This is a genomic window from uncultured Thioclava sp., assembly GCF_913064665.1.
Classification (GTDB): Bacteria; Pseudomonadota; Alphaproteobacteria; order Rhodobacterales; family Rhodobacteraceae; genus Thioclava; species Thioclava arctica.
Genome location: NZ_CAJYBT010000037.1, coordinates 12,257 through 33,606 on the forward strand (window position 1 = coordinate 12,257; position 21,350 = coordinate 33,606).

The following is a 21,350-nucleotide window of genomic DNA, read 5'->3' on the forward strand; positions in this document are numbered from 1 at the left end:
ATGGAGCCAGCAAATTGACCGTCTTCTTGCACAGTGTCGCGACCGCTCTTCCTCCGCATGAATTGCCCCAAGATCTTGTTCAGCGCCGCGCCCAGCGCATCCTCGGGCCAAAATATCCGCAATTCGAACGCTTGTTGTCGAGCTTCGTCAATTCCGGCGTCGAAAAGCGCCATTCCGTTGTGCCCATTGAGTGGTTCGAAGCCGAGCACGGCTGGCATGAGCGCAACAGCATCTTTCTTGAGGGCGCAACGCAACTGTTTGAAGAGGCCGCGCGCGCAGCCCTTACGCAGGCGGGTTGGCAAGCACACGAGGTCGATTGCATCGTCACCGTCTCCTCCACCGGCATCGCCACGCCTACTCTTGAGGCGCGCGCGAAGGCTCGGATGGGGTTTCGCGATGACGTGCGGCGTGTTCCGGTCTTTGGGCTCGGATGTGCTGGCGGCGTGGGCGGTTTGTCCTTGGCGCAATCACTTTGCGCCGCTCAGCCCGAGCAGAAGATCCTGCTTGTGGTGGTTGAGGCCTGTACCCTGTCCTTCCGTTCGGACCGGCTGCAAAAGGCCGACATCATCGCCACGGTTCTATTCGGCGACGGGGCGGCGGCGGTCTGCCTTTCGGGGCAGCGCCCGGCTGCGGGGCGCTGTGTCACGCTGGCGCCGGGCACGCAGATGACTTGGCCTGATACGCTGGGCATCATGGGTTGGGATGTTGATGACACCGGGCTTGGCGTTGTTTTTGACCGCTCGATCCCTGATTTCGTGCATAAAAACCTTGCAGCAGCGGTGACGGATGCGCTGGGGCGCTCGGGCCTGACGCAGGCGCAAATTGCGCGATTTGTCTGCCATCCCGGCGGGGCAAAGGTTGTCAGCGCGATCGAGAGCGCGTTGGCGCTCGACCCCGACAGCTTGCAGGCCGAGCGCGAGGTGCTGCGGGTTGCTGGCAATATGTCCGCACCCACGGTGCTGTTTGTTCTCAAGCAGGTGCTGGAGGAGGGGGCGTGCGGGCAGATGATGGCGACGGCGCTGGGGCCAGGATTTTCCGCCGCCTTTCAGCCCATCCATGTCGAGGCAGAAGCAGCATGATGTCGTTTGGTGCAGGTCTTTTTTTGGCGTTTCTGGTGGTGCAGCGCCTGTCAGAACTGGTGATTGCACGGCGCAACACGGCGCGTTTGATGGCTGCGGGCGCGCAAGAGGTTGCGCCCGGTCACTACCCGCTGATCGTGGCGCTGCATACGGCGTGGATCGCATCGCTGATCGTCTTTGGGTATGGGGCAGCGCTTCACCCGGTTTGGCTGGGACTGTTCGCGCTGCTTCAGGTTTTGCGCGTCTGGATTTTGGCAACGCTTGGGGCGCGCTGGACGACGCGCATCATCGTCACACAGACTCCGCTGGTTGTGGCGGGCCCCTATCGCTGGGTGCGCCATCCCAACTATCTGCTGGTGATTGCCGAGATTTTTGTCGCGCCGATGGTTTTGGGGCTTTGGCAGGTGGCGCTGATTTTCAGCGTGCTCAACGCGCTCGTGCTGAGCATTCGTATTCGCGCCGAAAACGCAGCCCTGCGCCCATTGGGGGGCGCTGCCCCCAACTGACAAACCCGGGGCTGTGTCAGTCTCCCCCGGATATTTGGGCAAATGCGAAGGGGGCAGAGTTGCGCAAGATCGGTCGTGTCGGACCGCCCTTGCGTGTTTCGCGATCAGTCTTTCGGGCCGATCATCTGTTCGGGGCGCACGACGGCGTCAAAGGTCGCTTCATCGACAAAGCCCAAAGCGATCGCTTCATGCTTGAGCGTGGTGCCGTTCTTATGCGCGGTTTTTGCGACCTTGGTGGCGTTGTCATAGCCAATGGTCGGGGCGAGCGCGGTGACCAGCATCAGCGATTCATGCAGCAGTTTTTCGATACGGGGTTCGTTGGCCTGAATGCCCTCGACCATGTTGTCGGTGAACGCACTCGCCGAGTCGCCCAAAAGCTGCATGGATTGCAACACGTTATAGCTCATCATCGGATTATAGACGTTGAGTTCGAACGCGCCTTGCGAGCCGGCAAAGCCGACTGCCGCGTCATTGCCCATCACATGGGCGCACACCATCGTCAGCGCCTCGGCTTGGGTCGGGTTGACCTTGCCCGGCATGATCGAGCTGCCCGGCTCGTTTTCAGGCAAGATCAGCTCGCCCAGACCGCAACGCGGGCCCGAGCCGAGATAGCGGATGTCATTGGCGATTTTGAACAGCGAGGCCGCGACGGTTTTCAGCGCGCCCGAGAACATCACCATCGCATCATGCGCGGCCAAAGCCTCGAACTTGTTGGGAGCGGTGACGAAGGGCAGATCGGTGATCTCGGCCATATTCGCCGCGACCGTTTTCGCCCAACCTTTGGTGGTGTTCAGCCCGGTGCCCACGGCCGTGCCGCCTTGGGCGAGTTCATAGATGTCGCCTAGGCAGGATTCGACCCGCTCGATGCCCTTTTTGACCTGATGGGCATAGCCGGAAAACTCCTGCCCCAGCGTGAGCGGCGTGGCGTCTTGGGTGTGGGTGCGCCCGATCTTGATGATGTCTTTGAAGGCCTCGGATTTCGCCTCGAGGGCGGCGTGCAGTTTGCGCAGCCCCGGCAGCAACACATCACGCGCCTGCATCGCGATGGCGACATGCATGGCGGTGGGGAAGGTGTCGTTGCTTGATTGCCCCATATTACAGTGATCATTGGGGTGGACGGGCTTTTTGCTGCCCATCTCGCCGCCCAGCATTTCGATTGCGCGGTTCGAGATCACCTCGTTGGCGTTCATGTTCGACTGCGTGCCCGAACCGGTTTGCCACACGACCAGCGGGAAGTTGTCGTCAAACTTGCCCTCAATCACCTCAGAGGCGGCGGCGATGATCGCATCTGCGATTTTCGCATCCATCGCGCCTTGTGCCTTATTGGCCTGTGCGCAGGCCTTTTTGATCACGCCCAGCGCGCGGATGATCGGGACCGGCTGGCGCTCCCATCCGATCGGGAAGTTGATGATCGAGCGCTGCGTTTGTGCGCCCCAATATTTGTCAGCGGGGACTTCAAGCGGGCCGAAGCTGTCGGTTTCGGTGCGGGTCGCGGTCATCTGGGCCTCCATGAACTGCGCAAAAATCACTTGCGGGTTCTAGGCCGGGTGCGGAAAATTTGCAATTGGTATGCGGGTGTATACCGGCCTATTTGCGGAATTGATCGAGGCGGACGACTTCGGCATCGCCGCGCGGGGCGGGTGCTGCGTCTGCGTCATCCTCCTCGTCGTCCAGATCGTCCTCGTCATGGGCTTGCGTTTCAAAGCGCAGGCCGAATTCGACCGACGGGTCCACAAAGGTCGAGATCGCATCGAAAGGCACATAAAGCGGTTCGGGCGCATTGCCGAAATTGAGCGTGATCGAGAAGCCGTCATCGGTAACCTTAAGCCCGTCATACCAATGCTGGATCACCACCGTCATCTCTTCGGGATAGCGTTCGCGCAGCCAGTCGGCCAGCTCGGCATCCGGGTGGCGAGTGTCGAAGGTGATGAAGAAATGATGCTCGCCTGGCAAACCGTTCGCTGCAATATCCTCAAGCACGGTCTGGATCAGCCCGCGCATCGCATCATGCATCAGATTACCGTAATCGATCGAACGCGTCATGCCCGGTCCCTTCTTGAACTGTCCCCAGCATAGGGGATTCGTTGCCAGAGGGAAGGGGGTGTGCGGTGACATCGAGGTGAGAGAAACGCAATGTGCAGGCAGGGCTGCGCACGCGCGTCTCAGCTGCTCACTTTAGCCAAATTTTTCGCCGGACAAGCATAAGGCAACGGTTTCGGGCGGCAACATGCCGAGCTGTTCGAAAATCGAAATGGCGTCAAAGCTGTTATAGGCCTCGGCCACCTTGTCACCTTCAAAGCGCATCGCAAGCTGGCCGGTGGCGGCAACGGGCGTGCCCAAAGCCGTCGCAACCCCTTCGACCTTGAGCAGGGTCCAGACCCAATCCCCGGCCTCAAAGCTGCGCAGGATCGAGATTTTCATATCGCGCAGATGGGTGCGAAAGGCGGGCACAAATTCAAGAAACTCATCGGGGCCAAGATTGAGCCCATCCATGATTCCCATCGCTTCCGCCCGCTCGACGAATAACGGCTTGATCAGATCAAGGCGTCCTTCGCCCCAAACTGCGTTCAACCACAGATGTATGTCATCCAAGCGTGTCATTGGCCGTTCCCCAAAAGGTCATGTTCTCCGTCAAGATGTGCAGAAAACCTTTTCAAGAGGGTTAACGCTATCTGGGCCGGGCGCTGGATGGGAAAAAAGGGGGGGGAAGGTGCAGGATTCTGTTGCAAGGCTCCTGCGGGCCCCGCCTTACGCTGCTAGGCGCAAGGAGTTAGGTTTCGATCTCTCGAACTGCTTACGCAGCAAGAGCGACCGGAGCACGGTTGTCATTGGCAACTGTACAAATCGCACCGATAACGGTGGTAGCTCACCGAGACAAAGCATAACCCCTTTAGACGTTCGTCGATCCTATTTCGGCCCCATTCTCCCCCAATGAGGGTGGTTTGGTGGAGCCGCCGGGTACCGCCCCCGGGTCCGATCCGCTTATTACGAGCGCGTTTATGTCCATAGCCCCCCCGAAAGGGAACACGTCACATATAGGCCGGGCAGGGCGCGTGATCAAGGGGCGCGCGCGTGACAAACTTAGCTGCCCTCGGCTGGAATTCCCAACACCGTCATTGCCAGGCCAAGCAGTGCAAGCGCCCAGAAGGCTTTGCTTTTCAATCCCTTGCTTTGCAGCGCTGCCAGCACCGCCTGTAAGGTGTAATAGCCCGCAAAGGCGCGAGAAGCGTAAGAGATGATGGCAAAGATATCCGCGCTCCAAGTCAGCGCGATCCCGGCACCGATCAGCACGGGATAGGCGTGTTTTGGGTCCAGCCGACCGCGCGTGAATTCGGCCAGCAACCCGCCCGCGCCCCCGGTATCGGCGACAGCGGCGGAAAACTGTGCCGCCAAGGCCGCCGCCACCAACATTGCAGGCAAGATCGGGGCGACCACGCGCATCATCTCGATGATCGAGGTTTCGGTCAGAGTATTGGCGTCAGGGACGAACAGATAGGCAAGTAAAACGATATAAACCATGTAGATCGCGGTCGAGAGCATCTGTGCCCAACGCATCGCGTCAATGCGCGTCGGGGCATCATAGCTTTTGCCTAAATAGCGCGCTGTTTCAAATCCTTGCACCGTGACGATCAGGCCAAAGATCAAACGCAGCGAATCCCACGGCCCCAACTGACCGGGATCAAAAATCAGATCGCCCTGCGCTGCCGTCTTGCCAAAATACACAGCCAAACCCAGCAACAGCCCTCCGATGATCGCCAGCTTCAGCGCAACCGTGGCGTATTCCATCCGCTCAAGCGCGTGAAATCCGCCGCCAAAGCCCGCCACCGCGACCACGCCCAATGCGACTGTCGTTACGACATTTGCCGTGAAATGGCTGTGCCACGGCGTCAGCGACACGGCAAAAGCGCCAAACAGGTTGAGATAATAGGCGACCGAAATCACATAGGCGAAGGACAGCGCAAACTGGGCGATCTGCTCGATGCGCGAGATCAAGGCCGTATCAGGGCGCTCCTCGGCGGCGATATTGTTGCGCACCGCCGCGCCAAACAGCCAGCCCACAAGGCACAGCACAGCCATCGCCAAGGGGGCCCATGCCCCAAAGCGCACCTCAAGGATCGGACCCAGAACCAAGAACCCCGACCCGATGATCGAGGCCAACGGTGTCACCATCGCCCGCCAACGTGGCCGCGCGCGCAAAGCGGGCACGAACATTCCGCCCAGAATAACCAAAGCGAGTAGCAGGATCGAAATATTGAGACTCATAGGACCTCTGGCCTTGCGGCGACGATGGGGCGACAGGCACGCCGCAGATAAACGAAAGGATGCACCGCGCGTTTGGTTCCCGATATAACGGTCGAGCGCAAGCTGTGCCGCGCGTGTCGCGGCCAAAAGTGGCGCAAAATGAACCTTTTGCGCTGCTCTGCGTATCAAATGAGCGCCTATAAATGTGAGGGATTGATGAGCGCGGATGTGACACTGCTTTGGTTGCGGCGGGATTTCCGCTTTTACGATCATCCCGCGATGGTTGCGGCTTGCGCGAACGGGGCGGAGGTGATTCCGGTCTTCATTTACGATGATCAAATCGACACGCTGGGGGCGGCGCCAAAATGGCGGCTTGGTGAGGCCGTGGGCCATTTTGCCAAAGCGCTCGCGGAGAAAGGGTCGCGCTTGATCTTGCGCAAGGGCGACCCGCTTGGGGTGCTGCGCGATCTGGTGCGCGAGAGTGGCGCGCGCGCGGTCCATTGGTCGCGCGCCTATGATCCGGCCTCGATCACGCGTGATGCGGGCGTGAAAGCGGGGCTGAAAAGCGACGGGATTGACGCGATTAGCCACCCGGGACATCTGCTGTTTGAACCGTGGAGCGTGCAAACTGGCAAGGGCGACCCCTATAAGGTGTATTCACCCTATTGGCGCGCGGTGAAGGGGCGCGATATTGGCGATCCGCTTAGAGTCGTGTCTGAGCTTCGCGCTCCAAGCCATTGGCCCAATAGCGAAAACCTGTCTGATTGGCGTCTGGGAACTGCGATGAATCGCGGTGCGCAGGTCGTCGCCAAATACGCCCATATCGGCGAGGCACGCGCGCAGGGGCGGCTTGCTTCCTTCCTGCGCGATCACGTCGGGCATTACAAAGAGCAACGCGATTTTCCCGCCTCTGGCGCGACCTCGGGCCTGTCGGAAAACCTCACCTATGGTGAAATTTCCCCGCGCGCGATCTGGCATGCGGGCTGGCGTCATCTGCAAGAAGGCGCGGCTGGGGCCGAGCATTTCCTCAAGGAGTTGGTTTGGCGCGAATTTGCGTGGCATCTGCTCTATCATTTCCCCGATCTTGCCGAGGCGAACTGGCGCAAGGAGTGGAACGGGTTTCCGTGGCGATCCGATAACGCGGATGCCGAATCTTGGCGGCGGGGCATGACCGGCGAGCCGTTTGTCGATGCCGCGATGCGCGAGATGTATGTTACGGGAACAATGCACAATCGTGCGCGCATGATCGTAGCGTCGTATCTGAGCAAACACCTGATGACGGATTGGCGCGTCGGGCGGCGCTGGTTCGAAGAGTGTCTGATCGACTGGGACCCGGCCAGCAATGCGATGGGCTGGCAATGGGTGGCCGGATCCGGCCCCGATGCCGCACCGTATTTTCGTGTATTCAATCCAGAGACGCAGCTAGGAAAGTTTGATAAATCAAATTCCTATCGCGCAAAGTTCATCTTTGAGGGGCAATCCAGCCCACCACAATCCGCGCGCGATTTCTTTGCTGCTATCCCGCGCAGTTGGGGGCTCGCGCCCGAGCAACCCTATCCTGCGCCGATGATTGATCTCAAGGCCGGGCGCGAGCGCGCGCTGACCGCCTATCACAAACATCGCGACACCGACTAAAGGCGCTTTGCGATGAATACCGCCAAGCGCCGTATTCCGTTACTTAAGCTTTCGCAATTTTGCCGCAATTCTTTGCTAGATATTGAAGTTCTTGGAGAACCTGGATCAGTTTGTGTCGGGTAAGGAGTTGATTATGCAACGCTTGATCGTTCGAAATTCACAGATGCAGATCCCGACGATGGCAAAGCTTTTTGCCGCGCTTTCGCTTGCTGGGACAGGTTTTTTTACCACAAATGAGATTATTCCCTACTTGCCTCCGGGCGTTGAAGGGGCGGGGGTTTTGCCCCTTGTCGCAGCCTCTTTCGGGCTTTTGATGGGTTGGCGTGTTGTCGGTCTGCATCCGGGACGGCCTTGGATGGTCGCGCTTGGCGATGGGCTGCGCGGTGCACTTTACATGATGTTGTGGAGCTACGCCTTCCTTGGCGCGGCACAGATGCTGAAGCTGGCGATGCGGATGCGATATGATGACGTGGTCGAGGCGATGGTCGATATTATTGGTCAGGGCGCTGCGATCGCGCAAGCCACGTCCGGGCTTAATGTACTGATGGTTTTGGTGGTGGGTGCGGCTTTCGCGGGGCTTGCTTCGGAATGGGCCTTTCGCAAGTACGGCCGCTGAGGACTTGACATCACAGCCCGAGGGCGCAGGTTGCCTTGCGAAACCTCTTTTTTGGGCAGTCCCTTGAGCATACACCATTTTTTCTATGGAACGCTGTGTCATCCGCCGCTTTTGCATGCGGTCATCGGGCGTGTGCCAGACATGCAGCCTGCGTCGTTGTGCGGCTATCGCGTGCGCGAAGCTTGCCGTGACGACGTGCCTTTGGGTTTTCCCGTTCTTGAGGCCCAGTCAGGTGCCACTGCACAAGGTTTTGTCTGCATGTTAAGCCCGCGTGAGGCAGAGCGGATCGCTTGGTATGAGGCGGGCTACCACGCGCAAGATCTCGATGTCGTGCAAGAGGGCGCGTCACTGCGGGCGCGCGTTTGGCTGCCGGGCGCGGGCCATTGGCAGTTGGGGGAGGAGTGGTCCTTGGCGGAGTGGCGCCCACATTGGGGTGCGCTCAAGACCGAGGCCGCCGCGCAATTCATCCGTGAAGCCGAACAGATTGGGCCAGAGGCGGCCAATGCGCGCTATCACTCGATCCTTGTGCGGGCTTGGTCCAAACTTGCGGCGCAGGCCCAACCGATGCCTCAGGACTTGCGCCGTTCTGCGCAAGATAATGACATTGATGTCGACTCTCAAAGCATTGGATATCAAGGTTTTTTTCTTGTTGAAGATTACAAGTTGCGCCATCGTCTTTTTGCTGGTGGGTTCTCGGATACGTTGAACCGTGCCGCTTTTGTTTCCGGCGATGCGGCGGTTGTTTTGCCCTATGATGCGCGCCGCGACCGGGTCTTGCTGATCGAGCAATTTCGCACCGGGCCCTTTGCGCGCGGTGAGCCCAACCCTTGGATGATCGAAGCCATTGCCGGGCGGATCGACCCCGGCGAAAGCCCCAAGCAAACGGCCCATCGCGAGGCGATGGAAGAGGCCGGGATCACGCTGGACTCGCTGATCGAAGCGCCACGCTTTTACCCGACGCCGGGGGCAAAAACGGAATTTATTCATTGCTTTATTGGCCTCACTGATCTGCCTGATGATGCCGGGCGTCCCGGCGGTGTCGAGGATGAGGGCGAAGATATCCGCCCCCATCTGGTGTCGTTCGATCAGTTGATGGAGATGGTGCAAAGCGGCGAGGCGGGCAATGCGCCGCTGGTTGTGCTGGCGCTTTGGCTTGAGCGGATGCGCGATGGTTTACGCGCCAAGGCTTGAGGTGGCGCGCGCGGCAGCCTAAGTCTGGTGCGTTGCCCGAGGACGGGCGCGCGACACTGGAGGGTTTCATGCGAATTTGCGGCGATCTGGCAGCAGCGGTGGGCCACACCCCGCTTATCAAGTTGAGAAAAGCGTCCGAGATGACGGGCTGCACGATTCTGGGCAAGGCAGAGTTTCTCAACCCCGGCCAATCGGTAAAAGATCGCGCCGCGCTGTTCATGATCCGCGATGCGATCCAACGTGGCGCGCTGCAACCGGGCGGCACGATTGTCGAGGGCACGGCGGGCAATACCGGCATTGGTCTGGCGCTGGTGGGGGCCTCGATGGGGTTTCGCACGGTGATCGTGATCCCCGAAACGCAAAGTCAGGAAAAGAAAGACATGCTGCGTCTCGCGGGGGCGCAACTGGTCGAAGTGCCAGCGGCACCCTACAAGAACCCCAATAATTTTGTGCGTTACTCGGAACGGCTGGCGGCGGAGCTTGCGCAAACCGACCCCAATGGTGCGGTCTGGGCCAATCAGTTTGACAACGTGGCCAATCGTCAGGCCCATATCGAAACCACCGGCCCCGAGATTTGGGAGCAGACTGGCGGGCATGTGCATGGCTTTGTTTGCTCTGTGGGCTCGGGGGGCACGTTGGCGGGCATTGGCATGGCGCTTCAGCCCAAGGGTGTGAAGGTCGCGCTGGCCGATCCCGATGGCGCAGCGCTGCACAGTTTTTACACCACGGGCGTGTTGAAATCCGAAGGCTCTTCGATTGCTGAGGGGATCGGGCAGGGCCGCATCACCGCCAATCTTGAGGGGTTCACCCCGGATATGAGCTATAACATCCCCGATTCCGAGGCGCTGCCGATTGTCTTCGATTTGCTGAGCGAAGAGGGGCTGTGCCTTGGCGGCTCGTCGGGCATCAACGTGGCCGGTGCAATCCGCATGGCGCGTGAGATGGGGCCGGGCCACACGATTGTGACCATCCTGTGCGATTACGGCACGCGCTATCAATCCAAGCTGTTCAACCCCGTATTCCTGCGTGAAAAGGGTCTTCCGGTGCCTGCATGGCTCGATGGCCCCGGCCGCAAAATCCCCGAGGTTTACGCGCAATGATCTGGCGGCTGCTGCGGGTCTGGTTTGTGATGCTTGCGTTGGCCCTGCCGGGGCTGGCGCTGGCACAAAATAACGCGGCCCCTAGCCCGCCTGATTACGCAGCCTGGGACAAGGTCGCCGTCAACGCCGAAAATACCGTGCAAGAGGGCACTGCCGACAATCCGGCGCTTGATGCTTTACGCTCCAAGATCGACGGGTGGCGAAAGACTCTGACGGCGGCCGAAGACATTAATTCCAGCCAAATCACGACCGTCAAAGCCCAGATCGAGGCGCTTGGGCCGCCACCTACGGGGGACGCGACCGAGGATCAGGCAATTGCGAGCCGTCGCAAGACGCTGCAAGATCAGCTCTCGACACTGCAAGCGCCCGGTCTGCGCGCGACCGAAGCTGCCAGCCGCGCCGATGTCATTATCGCCAATATCGACAAGCTGTTGCGCGCGCGACAGACCGATAAATTGCTGCGCCTCACGCCGACGCCGTTGAACCCGGTCAACTGGCCCAACGCATTGACGATCACGACCGCGCTGACGGGGGCGTTGGTCGATGAGATGCGCAAGGAGCTGAACACCTCGAGCCCCTTTGCCACTACGCGCGACAATGCTCCGGTGATCGTGGGGCTGGTGTTTATCGCGCTGTTGTTGCTTTGGCGCGGGCGACGCTGGATCGAGAGTCTGGCCAATCTGGTCGAGCAGAAACTGGCATTGCGCGCGCGCCGCGTGATTGATGCGCTTGTCTCCTTGGGGCAGTTGTTCTTACCGCTGGTGGGGGTTGTCATTCTTATCCTCGCGCTGCGCCAGACAGCGTTGCTGGGTCCGCTATGGCTTGAATTTCTGGGCACGCTTGGGGCGTCAGCGACCGTGATTATTACGGCCGTCTGGCTCGCGGGTCGGGTCTTTCCAAAAAGCGATCAGCAAGAGGCGCCCTTTAATCTGTTGCCAGAGCGGCGCCGCGAAGGGCGTGTTCTGACGGTGATGCTGGGCATGCTGGTCGGGCTGCAAGGGCCTTTGGGCGACTGGATTGTCAGCCGGGGCGAGCAGGTGCTCAATGCTGCGGCCAAAACGAGCGAGCAGACCGATGCGCTGGCGCGAACGCTGGATGCGGGCTTTGGCGTGCTGGCCTTTCCGCTTCAGGTTCTGGCGGGGATTTTTCTGTTCCGGCTTGGGCAAATGCTGCGCAGCCATCTGCGCGATGACAGCTATGACAGCGAAGAAAAAGCGTTTCGCGACCGCATCGTCGGGGCGATTGGCAGTCTGGTAATCGCGATTGCGGTGCTCGGCCCGGTGCTGGGCGCGATTGGCTATGTGAACGCGGCCAATGCGATGATCTGGCCGTTGATCCTGACATTGGGTTTGATTGCGCTGGTGCTGGTGCTGCAGCAGTTCTTTGCCGATCTCTATGTCTTTGTGACGCGGCGCGATGATGATGCGCGCGAATCCCTGATCCCGGTGCTGATCGGCTTTTCGCTTGGGGTTCTGGCGCTGCCCGTGGCGGCGTTGATTTGGGGCGCGCGGATTGACGACCTGATCGGGCTTTGGTCGACCTTTCAAGCAGGCGCGACGATGGGTGGCGTGCGCGTTTCGCCCGGCGTCTTCCTGACCTTCTTGATCATTTTCCTGATCGGCCTGTCGGTCACGCGGCTGGTGCAGGGGGCACTGCGCACCTCGCTTTTGCCGAAAACCAAGATTGATAAGGGCGGGCAGAGTGCGATCATTTCGGGCATCGGTTATCTGGGGATTTTTCTGGCCTCGGTGATCGCGATTTCCTCGGCGGGGATCGATCTGAGTTCGCTGGCAATCGTTGCAGGTGCGCTCTCGGTCGGGGTCGGTTTTGGTCTGCAAACCATCGTTCAGAACTTTGTCTCGGGCATCATCTTGCTGATCGAACGCCCGATTTCGGAAGGGGACTGGATTGAGGTTGGCACCCAGCAAGGCGTCGTCAAGGCGATCACCGTGCGCTCGACCCGGATCGAGACCTTTGACCGCTCGGAAGTGATCGTGCCCAATGCCGATCTGATCTCGGGGCAGGTGACAAACTGGACGCGCGCCAATGTCACGGGGCGGCTGATCGTGCCGGTCGGGGTGGCCTATGGCTCCGATACGCGCAAGGTCGAGAAGATCCTTCTGGAAGTGGCCGAAAATCAGCCGCTCGTCATGATGAACCCAGAACCCTATGTGCTGTTTGTCGCGTTTGGCGCTTCGAGTCTGGACTTTGAAGTGCGCGCAATCCTGTCGGATGTGAATTTCAAACTGCGCGTGATGAGCGAAATGAACCACGAGATCAACGCCCGCTTTGCTGAGGCTGGTATCGAAGTGCCCTTTACTCAACACGATCTATGGCTGCGCAATCCCGAGGTTTTGCGCGATGCCGGGCGTGGCCAGCTTGACACGGCCCAGACTGCGCCCGCACCGCAGACGGACACCGGCGAAACGGACACGCCCGAAAAGCGGGTAAGCCGCACTGATCTCGGCCAGCCGCTGCCCGGCGAGGGGATCGAGGATATCAACAACGACGGTGATAGCGATGGCGATGGCGATGGAGGAGCCCGGTAATGCCCCAGAAGCAAAGCTACCGCATTCACCCCTATTTGCGCGATCTGGAAACGCAGGTCATCGGGCACACCTCCGAGGGCGGGATTTACTGCGCGGATTCGATCTTTTACCCCACCGGTGGCGGTCAGCCCGGCGATAGCGGGCGGTTGGTCTGGCCGGGCGGCGCGCTTGAGATTGCCACCACCGTCAAGGCCGAACCCGATGCGCCCGGCGCGGTGATCCTGGTCCCGTCCGAGCCCGCTCCTTTGCCCCCGATTGGCACGCGGGTGCGTCAGGACCTCGACTGGGAGCGGCGCCATCGCCACATGCGCGTGCACACCGCGCTGCACCTGTTATCGGTCGCCATTCCCTTTCCGGTGACGGGCGGGCAGATCGGGGTCGAGCGCGGACGGCTTGATTTCGACATGGCCGAAAAACCCGAAGATATCGACGCGCTTGATGCGCTGATGAATGGCTGGATCGCTCAGGATTTGCCCGTGACCGAAAGCTGGATCACCGATGCGCAACTCGCCGCGCAGCCCGAACTGGTCAAGACGATGTCCGTCGCGCCGCCCATAGGGCAAGGCTGGGTGCGGCTGATCGCGATCGGGCGCGAAAATGCACAGATTGACCTGCAGCCCTGTGGCGGCACCCATGTGGCCTCGCTGTCAGAAATCGGTGGCGTCAAAATTGGCAAGATCGAGAAGAAGGGTCGCCAGAACCGCCGGGTCTATCTGCATTTGACCTAAGCCATGCGCCGAAAAACCGGGTAGGGGGCCTGCGCCCCCCATCCGTTATTTTTCTGGCAAAAGCCCGCGTGGACTAAAGCGCAGTACGATCAGCAAAATGCCTCCCATGACCAGCATCCGCATATGGGCGGCGGAATCGATCATATGCTGTTTGAAGGCTCCATCGGGAACGGGGCTGGCCAGAAGCGCCATGATATTGGGCCCCCAATCGCCCGCCTTCACCCAAACATACCAGATCAGCAAACCGCCCAAGATCGAGCCCCAATTGCTGCCCGAACCGCCCACGATCACCATCACGAGGACAAGGAAGGTGTAGCGCAGTGGGTTATAGCTGGACGGGGTCATCTGGCCATCAAGCGAGATCATCATCGCGCCCGCCAGACCAATCACCGCCGAGCCGAGAACAAAGATCTGCAAATGGCGGCGGGTGACGTTTTTGCCCATTGCGGCGGCTGAAACTTCGTTATCGCGGATCGCGCGCATCATCCGCCCCCAAGGCGAGCGTCGCGCCATTTCGCTGAACCACAGCAGCACGCCGATCACCACGACAAAGAGCAAAAGGAAGGCCAGTTTGACCGTCAGCGTCGAGCCCTGCGTCGGGTCGATCCCCCAAGCCTGCATCTTGGACACGAAGGCGGGGCTGTTTTGCAGCGTGATCTCATAGGGCACCGGCCAGGGGCGCGGGATGCCGTTGACGTTGAGAACGCCACGATCCAACCACTGCTCGTTCTTGAGCACGGCGACAACGATTTCGGCGATGCCCAGCGTTGCGATTGCGAGATAGTCCGAGCGCAGCCCCAAGGCGATCTTGCCCACCAGCCAGGCTGCCCCAGCCGCAAGCAGTGCACCCACCGGCCATGAGACCAGTGTCGGCAGGCCGAGGCCGCCAAGGTTACCCGCAGCCGAAGGGTTGATCGCCTCAATCGCCGCGACCGCCGGATCAAACACCCAGCGGAAGACGAAAAAGCCGATGATCAGCACCAGCGCGACCGCAAGCCCACGCGCGCGTCCTTTCAGAGTCCGATACAGCCAAACCGCGCCAATCACCGCAATGGTGGCCACCGCAAACGCGATGAGAATGCCCACGCCGCCCGCTTTGAACGCACCCTGCGTGGGCGGCATCGAAATCAACACCGGGGCCAGCCCGCCCAGCGCCACGAACCCCATCGCGCCCGCGTTAAACAGCCCCGCATAGCCCCATTGCATGTTCACGCCCAGCGCCATGATCGCGCTTAGCAGGCCCATGTTGAGAATGCCCAGCGCTGAGTTCCAGCTTGAGGTGAGCCCCTCGAGCACAATCAACGCGGCCATGAGGGCAAAGAACAGGGGCGCGCGCAGACGGCCACCGGCCGCAGTTTCTGCCTGACGTGAGGTGCTCATACGATTTTCCCCTTAAAGAGGCCGGTCGGCTTGAAGATCAGAACGAGGATCAGAATGGTGAAGCTGACAGCGTATTTGTAATCGGTCGACAAAAGCTGAACCAGCCCGTCGGGTTCCCAGTTCGGGATCAGATAGGTGACGACCTTTTTCCACGCATAGGTCAGGCCCACTTCCGAAAAGGAAATCACGAAGCCCCCCGCGATTGCGCCCACCGGGTTGCCGATACCGCCCACGATGGCCGAGGCAAAGATTGGCAGCAGCAGTTGGAAATAGGTGAAGGCTTTGAACGACTTGTCCAAACCATAGAGCGTGCCCGCGATAGTGGCGAGCGCGCCGGTGATGATCCAGGTCACGGCGACCACGCGGTCTGGGTCGATGCCAGACAACAGCGCCAGATCTTCGTTGTCGGAAAAGGCGCGCATCGATTTTCCGGTGCGTGTTTTGCCCAGAAACCAGAACAGCGCCCAGACCACCAAAATCGCGGTGACGACGGTGATCACTTGGGTGGAGCGTAACGTTAGCGGCTCGGCCAGCCCTGTCATCTCGCGCCATTCCCGCGCATTGATGACGAACCGCGCGCCATCGGCGAAGTTGATCTGATCGACGCCGATCAAAAAGCGCGTCAGCGCGTTCATGATAAACATCACCCCGACCGAGACCATGACCATCACCACCGGCGCGGCCTTAACCTTGCGGTAATACTGATAGACCACCTTGTCGGTGCCCAGCATCAGCGCCGAGGTGATGATGATGCCAAAGGGTAGGGCCAGCAGCGCCGTGGGCAACGGGCCAAAGCTGATGCCCATCGCCTGAAATCCCCAGGTGATCAGAATGACCACCCCAGTTCCGAATGCCATCGTGTCGCCATGGGCGAAGTTGGAAAACCGCAGGATCGAATAGATCAGCGTCACCCCAAGCGCGCCAAGCGCAAGCTGTGCGCCATAGGCGGTGGCGGGAATGATAACGTAATTGGTGATCGCGACCAGCGCGTTAAGGAAATCCATCGCTCAGCCCCCCAAGAAAGTGCGCCGAACTTCCGGGTCGGCCAGTAGCGCCTTGCCCGTGTCGGTATATTTGTTTTCGCCTTGCACGAGGACATATCCTTTATCTGCAATCTCAAGGGCTTGGCGAGCGTTCTGTTCCACCATCAGGATCGAGATCCCGGTACGCGCAACTTCGATGATGCGATCAAACAGCTCATCCATCACGATCGGAGAGACGCCGGCGGTGGGCTCATCCAGCATTAACAGCTTAGGCTGCGTCATCAGCGCGCGCCCGACAGCGACCTGCTGGCGCTGCCCACCTGACAACTCGCCCGCGTTTTGGCGGCGCTTGTCCTTCAGGATCGGGAACAGGGTAAACACCTGCTCCATCGTGACCTTGAAATTATCGTCGCGAATAAACGCGCCCATTTCGAGGTTTTCTTCCACCGTCATCGTCGGGAAGACGTTATTGACCTGAGGCACAAACCCCATGCCCTTTTTCACCCGATCTTGCGGGCTCAACCCGGTGATATCAACGCCGTCCAGCGTGACGCGGCCCTCGCGCAGGTTCAGCATGCCGAAAACGGCCTTCATCGCGGTGGATTTGCCTGCGCCGTTCGGGCCCACGATCACCGCGATCTCGCCCTTTTCGACGCATAATGTGCAGCTGTGCAAAATGTCGGCTTTGCCATAGCCGCCGGTCATGTCGCGCGCTTCAAGATAGCTCATGCCTCGCCCCCTTTGCCCGCTTCATCGCCAAGGCCGGGTTGGGCGCCGTGATCTTCATGCAGGTTTTTTTCTTTGGTTTCCTCGGCCTTGACCTTGTTCTTCAGGCCCGTGCCCAGATAGGCCTCGATCACCGCCTCGTTTTCCATGATGTGATCGGCCGAGCCCTGCGCCAGAACGTGCCCCTCGGCCATTACGATCACCGGATCACACAGACGGCCAATGAAATCCATGTCGTGTTCGATCACGCAAAACGTATAGCCGCGCTCTTTGTTGAGGCGCACAATCGCATCGCCAATCGTGTTGAGCAGGGTGCGGTTCACGCCCGCGCCGACCTCATCGAGAAACACGATCTTGGCTTCGACCATCATCGTGCGGCCCAGCTCTAGCAGCTTTTTCTGACCGCCCGAGAGGTTGCCCGCCTTTTCATCGCGAAGATGAGAAATCGTCAGGAATTCAAGAACTTCATCGGCCTTCTTCAGAAGCTCCGCTTCGTTCTTGCGAATTGTTTTGCGCCCAAACCATGTGTTCCACAGCGTCTCGCCGGGCTGGTCTGCAGGCACCATCATTAAGTTCTCGCGCACTGTGAGCGAGGGAAATTCATGCGCGATCTGGAAGGTGCGCAGCAGCCCTTTGTGAAACAGCTCATGCGGTTTCAGTCCGGTGATATCCTCGCCATCCATCGTGACACGGCCTTCGGTAGGTTCATGAACCCCCGCTATCACATTGAAAAGGGTGGATTTTCCGGCGCCGTTCGGGCCGATAAGGCCGGTGATGGAACCGGTTTCGATGGTAAGGCTTGCACCGTCGACAGCCCGAAAGCCGCCAAAGGATTTGACGAGATTTTCAACCCGGATCATGGGGTCCCCTGGGATCCTGCGGTCACTTTAAGAGCGTGCCGCAATGTATTGTTTTAATTGAAAACAGCCCGGATCACTCCGGGCTGTTCTAGATCGCTTATCCGATCAACGGTATTTCACCGTTTCGATCTTGCCATCCTTGATCTCGATTTCGCGGAAGGTGCCCGCAGCCTCGCCATTGCCGATCAGGTTGACGGCGGTTGCGCCTTCATAATCGATCGGCTTGCCTTCCTTGAGCAGCTCAAGACCCTTGGCCAGCTCACCGGGATAGATCTTTTCGCCCGGACCGTTGGCGATCTCCATGATCTTGTCTTTGTAGACTTTAGGATCGGTGGAATTGGCCGCCTGCATTGCCAGAAGCATCAGCGCAGCCCCATCGTAGGACCCGCCCGAATAGGCCGAGGAGCCATCAAACCCGGCTGCTTTCGCCATGCCAAGATAGGTCTTCATGCCCTGACCCGCGGAATCGGGGAGCTGGCCGAAGGAGCCGTTGATCTCGGGGCCGAAATTGTCCTGCAGCGCTTGGCTGACCATGCCGTCGGGGAAGACGAAGGTCGAGAAAGCACCGGTATCAAGTGCGCCGCGCAGGATGCCCGAGCCGCCCTGATCGACATAGCCCGCGATCACCAGCGCATCGCCACCTGCCGAGGCCAGCGAGCCGACTTCGGCCGAATAATCGCCCTTGCCGTCTTCATGCGCTGCCGAGATCGTGACCTTGCCACCCTTGGCGGCATAGGCTTTCTCGAAACTGTCGGCGAGACCCTTGCCGTAGTCGTTATTGGTATAGGTCACAGCGACCGATTTGATGCCTTTTTCAAGGATTTCATCGGCCATCACATCGCCTTGGCGCGCATCAGAGGGCGCGGTGCGGAAGAACAGGCCGTCGTCGGGCAGGGTCGACAGCGCCGGCGAGGTTGCCGAGGGCGAGACCATTACCATGCCATTGGGCATCGCGACGTTTTGCAGCACAGCCGTGGTTGCGCCCGAACACATCGCACCCAAAATGCCATGCACTTTATCCGAGGTGACCAGCTTTTCGCCCGCTGCCGTTGCAGCCGCAGCGTCGATACAGGTCGAGTCGCCCTCGACCGGGGTCACGGTGTCTCCACCCAGCAGCTTGCCGGAATCCGAGACTTCCTTCATCGCCATTTCGGCGCCTTTTGCCATGCCCGGCGCGAGCGATTCCAGCGGGCCAGTGAAGCCCAGCAGAACACCCATTTTCACTTCATCGGCAAAAGCGCCGGTCGCGCCAAAAGCGATCGCGGCAGAGGCCAGAAGAATTTTTTTCATTTATTCACTCCCATGTTGAACTCGCGTTCTAGCGCGAGATTAGTGCGCGGCTTTGTAAAAGGAAACACCGCGGATGGGGCGAAGTCATGGAAATTCGGACCAAAAGGTCAAGCGCCAATCGTGCTTTCGTAACGCCAACTTGGGGTATTGTGCGTTTTTGTGAGGATCAGGCGCGGACTTAGCGCCGCGCTGTGCATCAATGATCGGCCTCTGGCGCGCCGACCGCTTCGCTTCCGCCCGAGGTGCCGCGTTCACGGTAGGGCGTGGTTTGGTAATGCGCGCGGTAGCATTTGGAGAAATGCGAGGGCGAGGCAAAGCCGCACGCCATCGCGACATTGATCACGCTCATCTCGGTTTGCATCAGTAGATTGCGCGCCTTTTGCAGCCGCAATTCCATGTAATAGCGCTTGGGCGAGCGGTTCAGGTAACGACGGAACAGCCGTTCCAACTGGCGAGCAGACATGCCCACTTCGGTGGCCAGCGCGGCCGGGCTGATCGGCTCTTCGATATTGCCCTCCATCTGGCCGATCACCTGTGCCAGTTTCGGGTGACGCACGCCGATACGGGTGGGAATCGACAGCCGCTGAGAATCGCGATCGGTGCGGATCGAGGAATGGATCATCTGATCGGCCACGGTATTGGCCAGTTGCTCGCCGTGATCTATCGCGATCAAGCGCAGCATCAGATCAATCGAGGCGGTGCCGCCCGCCGTGCTCAGCCGGTTACCGTCAATGACAAACACGCTGCGCGTCAATTCGACATCGGGGAAATCCTCGCTGAAGGCATCGGTGTTTTCCCAATGGATCGTGGCGCGCCGCCCATCAAGCAGCCCGGCCTCTGCCAGCGCCCAAGCGCCCGTGCACAAGCCCCCCATCGCCGCCCCGCGTCGCGCCTCACGGCGCAGCCAATTCAGCACCGGCTTGCTGATCGCCTCGGCCACATCAATCCCGCCGCACACCAAAACCGTGGAATCGCGCGACAATTCTTCCAACCCCAGATCGGTGCGAAACACCGCGCCATTGGAACAGGAGACGTCGCGCTTGCCCTCGCTGACCAGTTGCCATTCATACAGATCGCGGCCCGAAACCTGATTGGCCAGCCGCAGCGGCTCGATCGCGCTGGCGAAGGCCATCATCGTAAAGCGATCCAGCAGCAAGAAGGCAAAGCTGTGTTTGCGCGGGTTTTCCCCCAGCCGGATCGTGCCCTGCGACGGTGCGGGACGGCGATGCAGACGGGGCGGGCTTTGGGGCATGGGTGTGGTCTCGACATTGGGATGCGCACTACAGCGTGCACCGGAATTCCGTCGCCCCGCAAGAGCAACTCGCGCAGCGCCCGGGCGATTGTAGCTGCGCATTTTCGGGTTTGTCCTTGTGCGACGGCACGGCTATAACCGCCCTCGAACAAGAAAACCACGTTTTGGAGGATCAGATGGGCAAGGGTTGGAGCAAATCGGACTGGCGCGCAAAACCGCGGGTTCAGATGCCTGACTATCCCGATGCCGCAGCGCTGAGCGCGGTTGAGGGCACCCTGTCGCGCATGCCCCCGTTGGTTTTTGCCGGCGAGGTACGCCGTCTCAAGGCGGATCTGGCGAAAGCCGCGCGAGGCGAGGCGTTCTTGCTGCAAGGGGGCGATTGCGCCGAAAGCTTTGGCGAGTTCTCTGCTGACAATATCCGCGACACCTTCAAGGTCATGCTGCAAATGGCCGTCGTGCTGACGTGGGGCGCGAAGGTGCCGGTGATCAAGGTCGGCCGGATGGCGGGGCAGTTTGCCAAGCCGCGCTCGGCCTCGACCGAGATGATCGGCGGCGTGGAATATCCCAGCTATCGCGGCGATATCATCAACGGGTTCGAGGCCACGATGGACTCGCGCCAGCCCGACCCGAACCGAATGCTGCAGGCCTATACGCAGGCTGCGGCGTCGCTCAACCTGTTGCGGGCGTTCTCGACGGGGGGCTTTGCCGATATCCACCGCGTGCAAAGCTGGATCGCGGGCTTCACCGATGCCGATGAGGCCGAAAAATACCGTAAGGTCGCCGATCAGATCTCTGAGGCGATGGAATTCATGCGCGCCGCTGGCGTGACCTCGGAAACCGCCCATGAACTTGGCGCGGTCGAGTTCTACACCAGCCACGAGGCGCTATTGCTGGAATATGAAGAGGCCCTGTGCCGCATCGATTCCACCACCGGTCTGCCGGTTGCGGGCACCGGCCACATGCTGTGGATCGGCGATCGCACGCGCCAGCCTGACGGCGCGCATGTCGAATTCTGCCGTGGCGTGCAAAACCCGATCGGTCTGAAATGCGGCCCCACCACCACCGAGGACGACCTCAAGGTGCTGATGGCCAAGCTGAACCCCGAAAACGAGGCGGGCCGCCTGACCCTGATCGCGCGCTTTGGCGCGGGCAAGGTGGGCGATCATTTGCCGCGCCTCATTCGCACGGTCGAATCTGAGGGCGCCAATGTCGT

19 protein-coding genes and 1 other RNA gene are annotated in these 21,350 nt (G+C 60.1%); 9 read left to right on the forward strand and 11 right to left on the reverse strand.

Going from position 1 to position 21,350, the window contains the following annotated elements:
- Positions 1-14: 14 nt before the first annotated feature.
- Positions 15-1,079, forward strand: a complete 1,065-nt coding sequence (locus QZ571_RS14340; RefSeq protein WP_295536259.1) for a type III polyketide synthase — start codon at positions 15-17, stop codon at positions 1,077-1,079.
- Positions 1,079-1,585: an isoprenylcysteine carboxylmethyltransferase family protein gene (locus QZ571_RS14345; protein ID WP_295536309.1), complete on the forward strand. Its 507-nt coding sequence runs from the start codon at positions 1,079-1,081 to the stop codon at positions 1,583-1,585. The genes QZ571_RS14340 and QZ571_RS14345 overlap by 1 nt, the downstream gene beginning before the upstream one ends.
- A 104-nt stretch (positions 1,586-1,689) precedes the next feature.
- On the opposite strand, the gene fumC is transcribed toward QZ571_RS14345, so the two are convergent.
- The 5 genes from fumC to QZ571_RS14370 all read right to left on the reverse strand — a co-directional run bounded on the left by fumC (position 1,690) and on the right by QZ571_RS14370 (position 5,848).
- Positions 1,690-3,084, reverse strand: coding sequence for a class II fumarate hydratase (gene fumC / locus QZ571_RS14350; RefSeq protein WP_295536262.1), 1,395 nt, complete (start codon positions 3,082-3,084; stop codon positions 1,690-1,692).
- Between the two features lie 88 nt (positions 3,085-3,172).
- Positions 3,173-3,628: a ClpXP protease specificity-enhancing factor SspB gene (locus tag QZ571_RS14355; protein ID WP_295536264.1), complete on the reverse strand. Its 456-nt coding sequence runs from the start codon at positions 3,626-3,628 to the stop codon at positions 3,173-3,175.
- 132 nt (positions 3,629-3,760) lie between these two features.
- Positions 3,761-4,186 (reverse strand): nuclear transport factor 2 family protein, encoded by a 426-nt coding sequence (locus QZ571_RS14360; protein WP_295536267.1) that lies wholly within the window; start codon positions 4,184-4,186, stop codon positions 3,761-3,763.
- Positions 4,187-4,294: 108 nt separating this feature from the next.
- Positions 4,295-4,650, reverse strand: a transfer-messenger RNA (tmRNA) gene (gene ssrA, locus QZ571_RS14365).
- Between the two features lie 16 nt (positions 4,651-4,666).
- A complete protein-coding gene (locus QZ571_RS14370) occupies positions 4,667-5,848 on the reverse strand; it encodes a hypothetical protein (protein WP_295536270.1) in 1,182 nt (393 codons plus the stop codon).
- A 195-nt stretch (positions 5,849-6,043) separates the two neighbouring features.
- Here QZ571_RS14370 and QZ571_RS14375 point away from each other — a divergent pair, with 195 nt between their 5' ends.
- The 6 genes from QZ571_RS14375 (at position 6,044) to QZ571_RS14400 (ending at position 13,646) form a co-directional block, all read left to right on the forward strand.
- The gene (locus QZ571_RS14375; RefSeq protein ID WP_295536273.1) at positions 6,044-7,462 is read left to right on the forward strand and encodes a deoxyribodipyrimidine photo-lyase; all 1,419 of its coding nucleotides are present in this window, start codon (positions 6,044-6,046) and stop codon (positions 7,460-7,462) included.
- Between the two features lie 133 nt (positions 7,463-7,595).
- Positions 7,596-8,078 (forward strand): TrgA family protein, encoded by a 483-nt coding sequence (locus tag QZ571_RS14380; RefSeq protein WP_295536276.1) that lies wholly within the window; start codon positions 7,596-7,598, stop codon positions 8,076-8,078.
- Between the two features lie 63 nt (positions 8,079-8,141).
- A complete protein-coding gene (locus QZ571_RS14385) occupies positions 8,142-9,269 on the forward strand; it encodes an NUDIX domain-containing protein (protein WP_295536279.1) in 1,128 nt (375 codons plus the stop codon).
- Positions 9,270-9,337: 68 nt separating this feature from the next.
- A complete protein-coding gene (locus QZ571_RS14390; protein ID WP_295536281.1) occupies positions 9,338-10,369 on the forward strand; it encodes a cysteine synthase A in 1,032 nt (343 codons plus the stop codon).
- On the forward strand, positions 10,366-12,918 hold the full coding sequence (locus tag QZ571_RS14395) for a DUF3772 domain-containing protein (RefSeq protein ID WP_295536284.1): 2,553 nt from the start codon (positions 10,366-10,368) through the stop codon (positions 12,916-12,918). Before QZ571_RS14390 ends, QZ571_RS14395 begins: the two co-directional genes overlap by 4 nt.
- Entirely contained in the window at positions 12,918-13,646 is a 729-nt protein-coding gene (locus QZ571_RS14400; protein WP_295536287.1) for an alanyl-tRNA editing protein, read from the forward strand. Before QZ571_RS14395 ends, QZ571_RS14400 begins: the two co-directional genes overlap by 1 nt.
- A 45-nt stretch (positions 13,647-13,691) precedes the next feature.
- On the opposite strand, the gene QZ571_RS14405 is transcribed toward QZ571_RS14400, so the two are convergent.
- The 6 genes from QZ571_RS14405 to QZ571_RS14430 all read right to left on the reverse strand — a co-directional run bounded on the left by QZ571_RS14405 (position 13,692) and on the right by QZ571_RS14430 (position 20,137).
- The gene (locus QZ571_RS14405) at positions 13,692-15,026 is read right to left on the reverse strand and encodes a branched-chain amino acid ABC transporter permease (protein WP_295536290.1); all 1,335 of its coding nucleotides are present in this window, start codon (positions 15,024-15,026) and stop codon (positions 13,692-13,694) included.
- Positions 15,023-16,030: a branched-chain amino acid ABC transporter permease gene (locus QZ571_RS14410; protein WP_295536293.1), complete on the reverse strand. Its 1,008-nt coding sequence runs from the start codon at positions 16,028-16,030 to the stop codon at positions 15,023-15,025. Before QZ571_RS14410 ends, QZ571_RS14405 begins: the two co-directional genes overlap by 4 nt.
- Before the next feature lie 3 nt (positions 16,031-16,033).
- Entirely contained in the window at positions 16,034-16,738 is a 705-nt protein-coding gene (locus tag QZ571_RS14415; protein WP_295536295.1) for an ABC transporter ATP-binding protein, read from the reverse strand.
- A complete protein-coding gene (locus QZ571_RS14420; RefSeq protein WP_295536298.1) occupies positions 16,735-17,595 on the reverse strand; it encodes an ABC transporter ATP-binding protein in 861 nt (286 codons plus the stop codon). The genes QZ571_RS14415 and QZ571_RS14420 overlap by 4 nt, the downstream gene beginning before the upstream one ends.
- A 105-nt stretch (positions 17,596-17,700) precedes the next feature.
- Positions 17,701-18,885 carry an ABC transporter substrate-binding protein gene (locus tag QZ571_RS14425; protein ID WP_295536300.1) on the reverse strand — a complete coding sequence of 395 codons (1,185 nt, stop codon included), beginning with the start codon at positions 18,883-18,885 and terminating at the stop codon, positions 17,701-17,703.
- Between the two features lie 196 nt (positions 18,886-19,081).
- Complete coding sequence (locus tag QZ571_RS14430) at positions 19,082-20,137, reverse strand: GlxA family transcriptional regulator (RefSeq protein ID WP_295536303.1); 1,056 nt, start codon at positions 20,135-20,137, stop codon at positions 19,082-19,084.
- A 176-nt stretch (positions 20,138-20,313) separates the two neighbouring features.
- On the opposite strand from QZ571_RS14430, the gene QZ571_RS14435 reads away from it, so the two are divergent.
- Positions 20,314-21,350, forward strand: a 1,037-nt coding sequence (locus QZ571_RS14435) for a 3-deoxy-7-phosphoheptulonate synthase class II (protein WP_295536306.1), incomplete at its 3' end; no start/stop codon positions are given.

Bases quoted from the DNA above. Each gene is read 5' to 3' on its own strand.
- QZ571_RS14375 (WP_295536273.1), top strand. From the start codon at position 6,044: ATGAGCGCGGATGTGACACTGCTTTGGTTGCGGCGGGATTTCCGCTTT.
- QZ571_RS14380 (WP_295536276.1), top strand. From the start codon at position 7,596: ATGCAACGCTTGATCGTTCGAAATTCACAGATGCAGATCCCGACGATG.
- QZ571_RS14360 (WP_295536267.1), bottom strand. From the start codon at position 4,186: ATGACACGCTTGGATGACATACATCTGTGGTTGAACGCAGTTTGGGGC.
- QZ571_RS14415 (WP_295536295.1), bottom strand. From the start codon at position 16,738: ATGAGCTATCTTGAAGCGCGCGACATGACCGGCGGCTATGGCAAAGCC.
- QZ571_RS14370 (WP_295536270.1), bottom strand. From the start codon at position 5,848: ATGAGTCTCAATATTTCGATCCTGCTACTCGCTTTGGTTATTCTGGGC.
- QZ571_RS14395 (WP_295536284.1), top strand. From the start codon at position 10,366: ATGATCTGGCGGCTGCTGCGGGTCTGGTTTGTGATGCTTGCGTTGGCC.
- QZ571_RS14410 (WP_295536293.1), bottom strand. From the start codon at position 16,030: ATGGATTTCCTTAACGCGCTGGTCGCGATCACCAATTACGTTATCATT.
- fumC (WP_295536262.1), bottom strand. From the start codon at position 3,084: ATGACCGCGACCCGCACCGAAACCGACAGCTTCGGCCCGCTTGAAGTC.
- QZ571_RS14390 (WP_295536281.1), top strand. From the start codon at position 9,338: ATGCGAATTTGCGGCGATCTGGCAGCAGCGGTGGGCCACACCCCGCTT.
- QZ571_RS14355 (WP_295536264.1), bottom strand. From the start codon at position 3,628: ATGACGCGTTCGATCGATTACGGTAATCTGATGCATGATGCGATGCGC.
- QZ571_RS14405 (WP_295536290.1), bottom strand. From the start codon at position 15,026: ATGAGCACCTCACGTCAGGCAGAAACTGCGGCCGGTGGCCGTCTGCGC.
- QZ571_RS14420 (WP_295536298.1), bottom strand. From the start codon at position 17,595: ATGATCCGGGTTGAAAATCTCGTCAAATCCTTTGGCGGCTTTCGGGCT.
- QZ571_RS14400 (WP_295536287.1), top strand. From the start codon at position 12,918: ATGCCCCAGAAGCAAAGCTACCGCATTCACCCCTATTTGCGCGATCTG.
- QZ571_RS14430 (WP_295536303.1), bottom strand. From the start codon at position 20,137: ATGCCCCAAAGCCCGCCCCGTCTGCATCGCCGTCCCGCACCGTCGCAG.
- QZ571_RS14345 (WP_295536309.1), top strand. From the start codon at position 1,079: ATGTCGTTTGGTGCAGGTCTTTTTTTGGCGTTTCTGGTGGTGCAGCGC.
- QZ571_RS14425 (WP_295536300.1), bottom strand. From the start codon at position 18,885: ATGAAAAAAATTCTTCTGGCCTCTGCCGCGATCGCTTTTGGCGCGACC.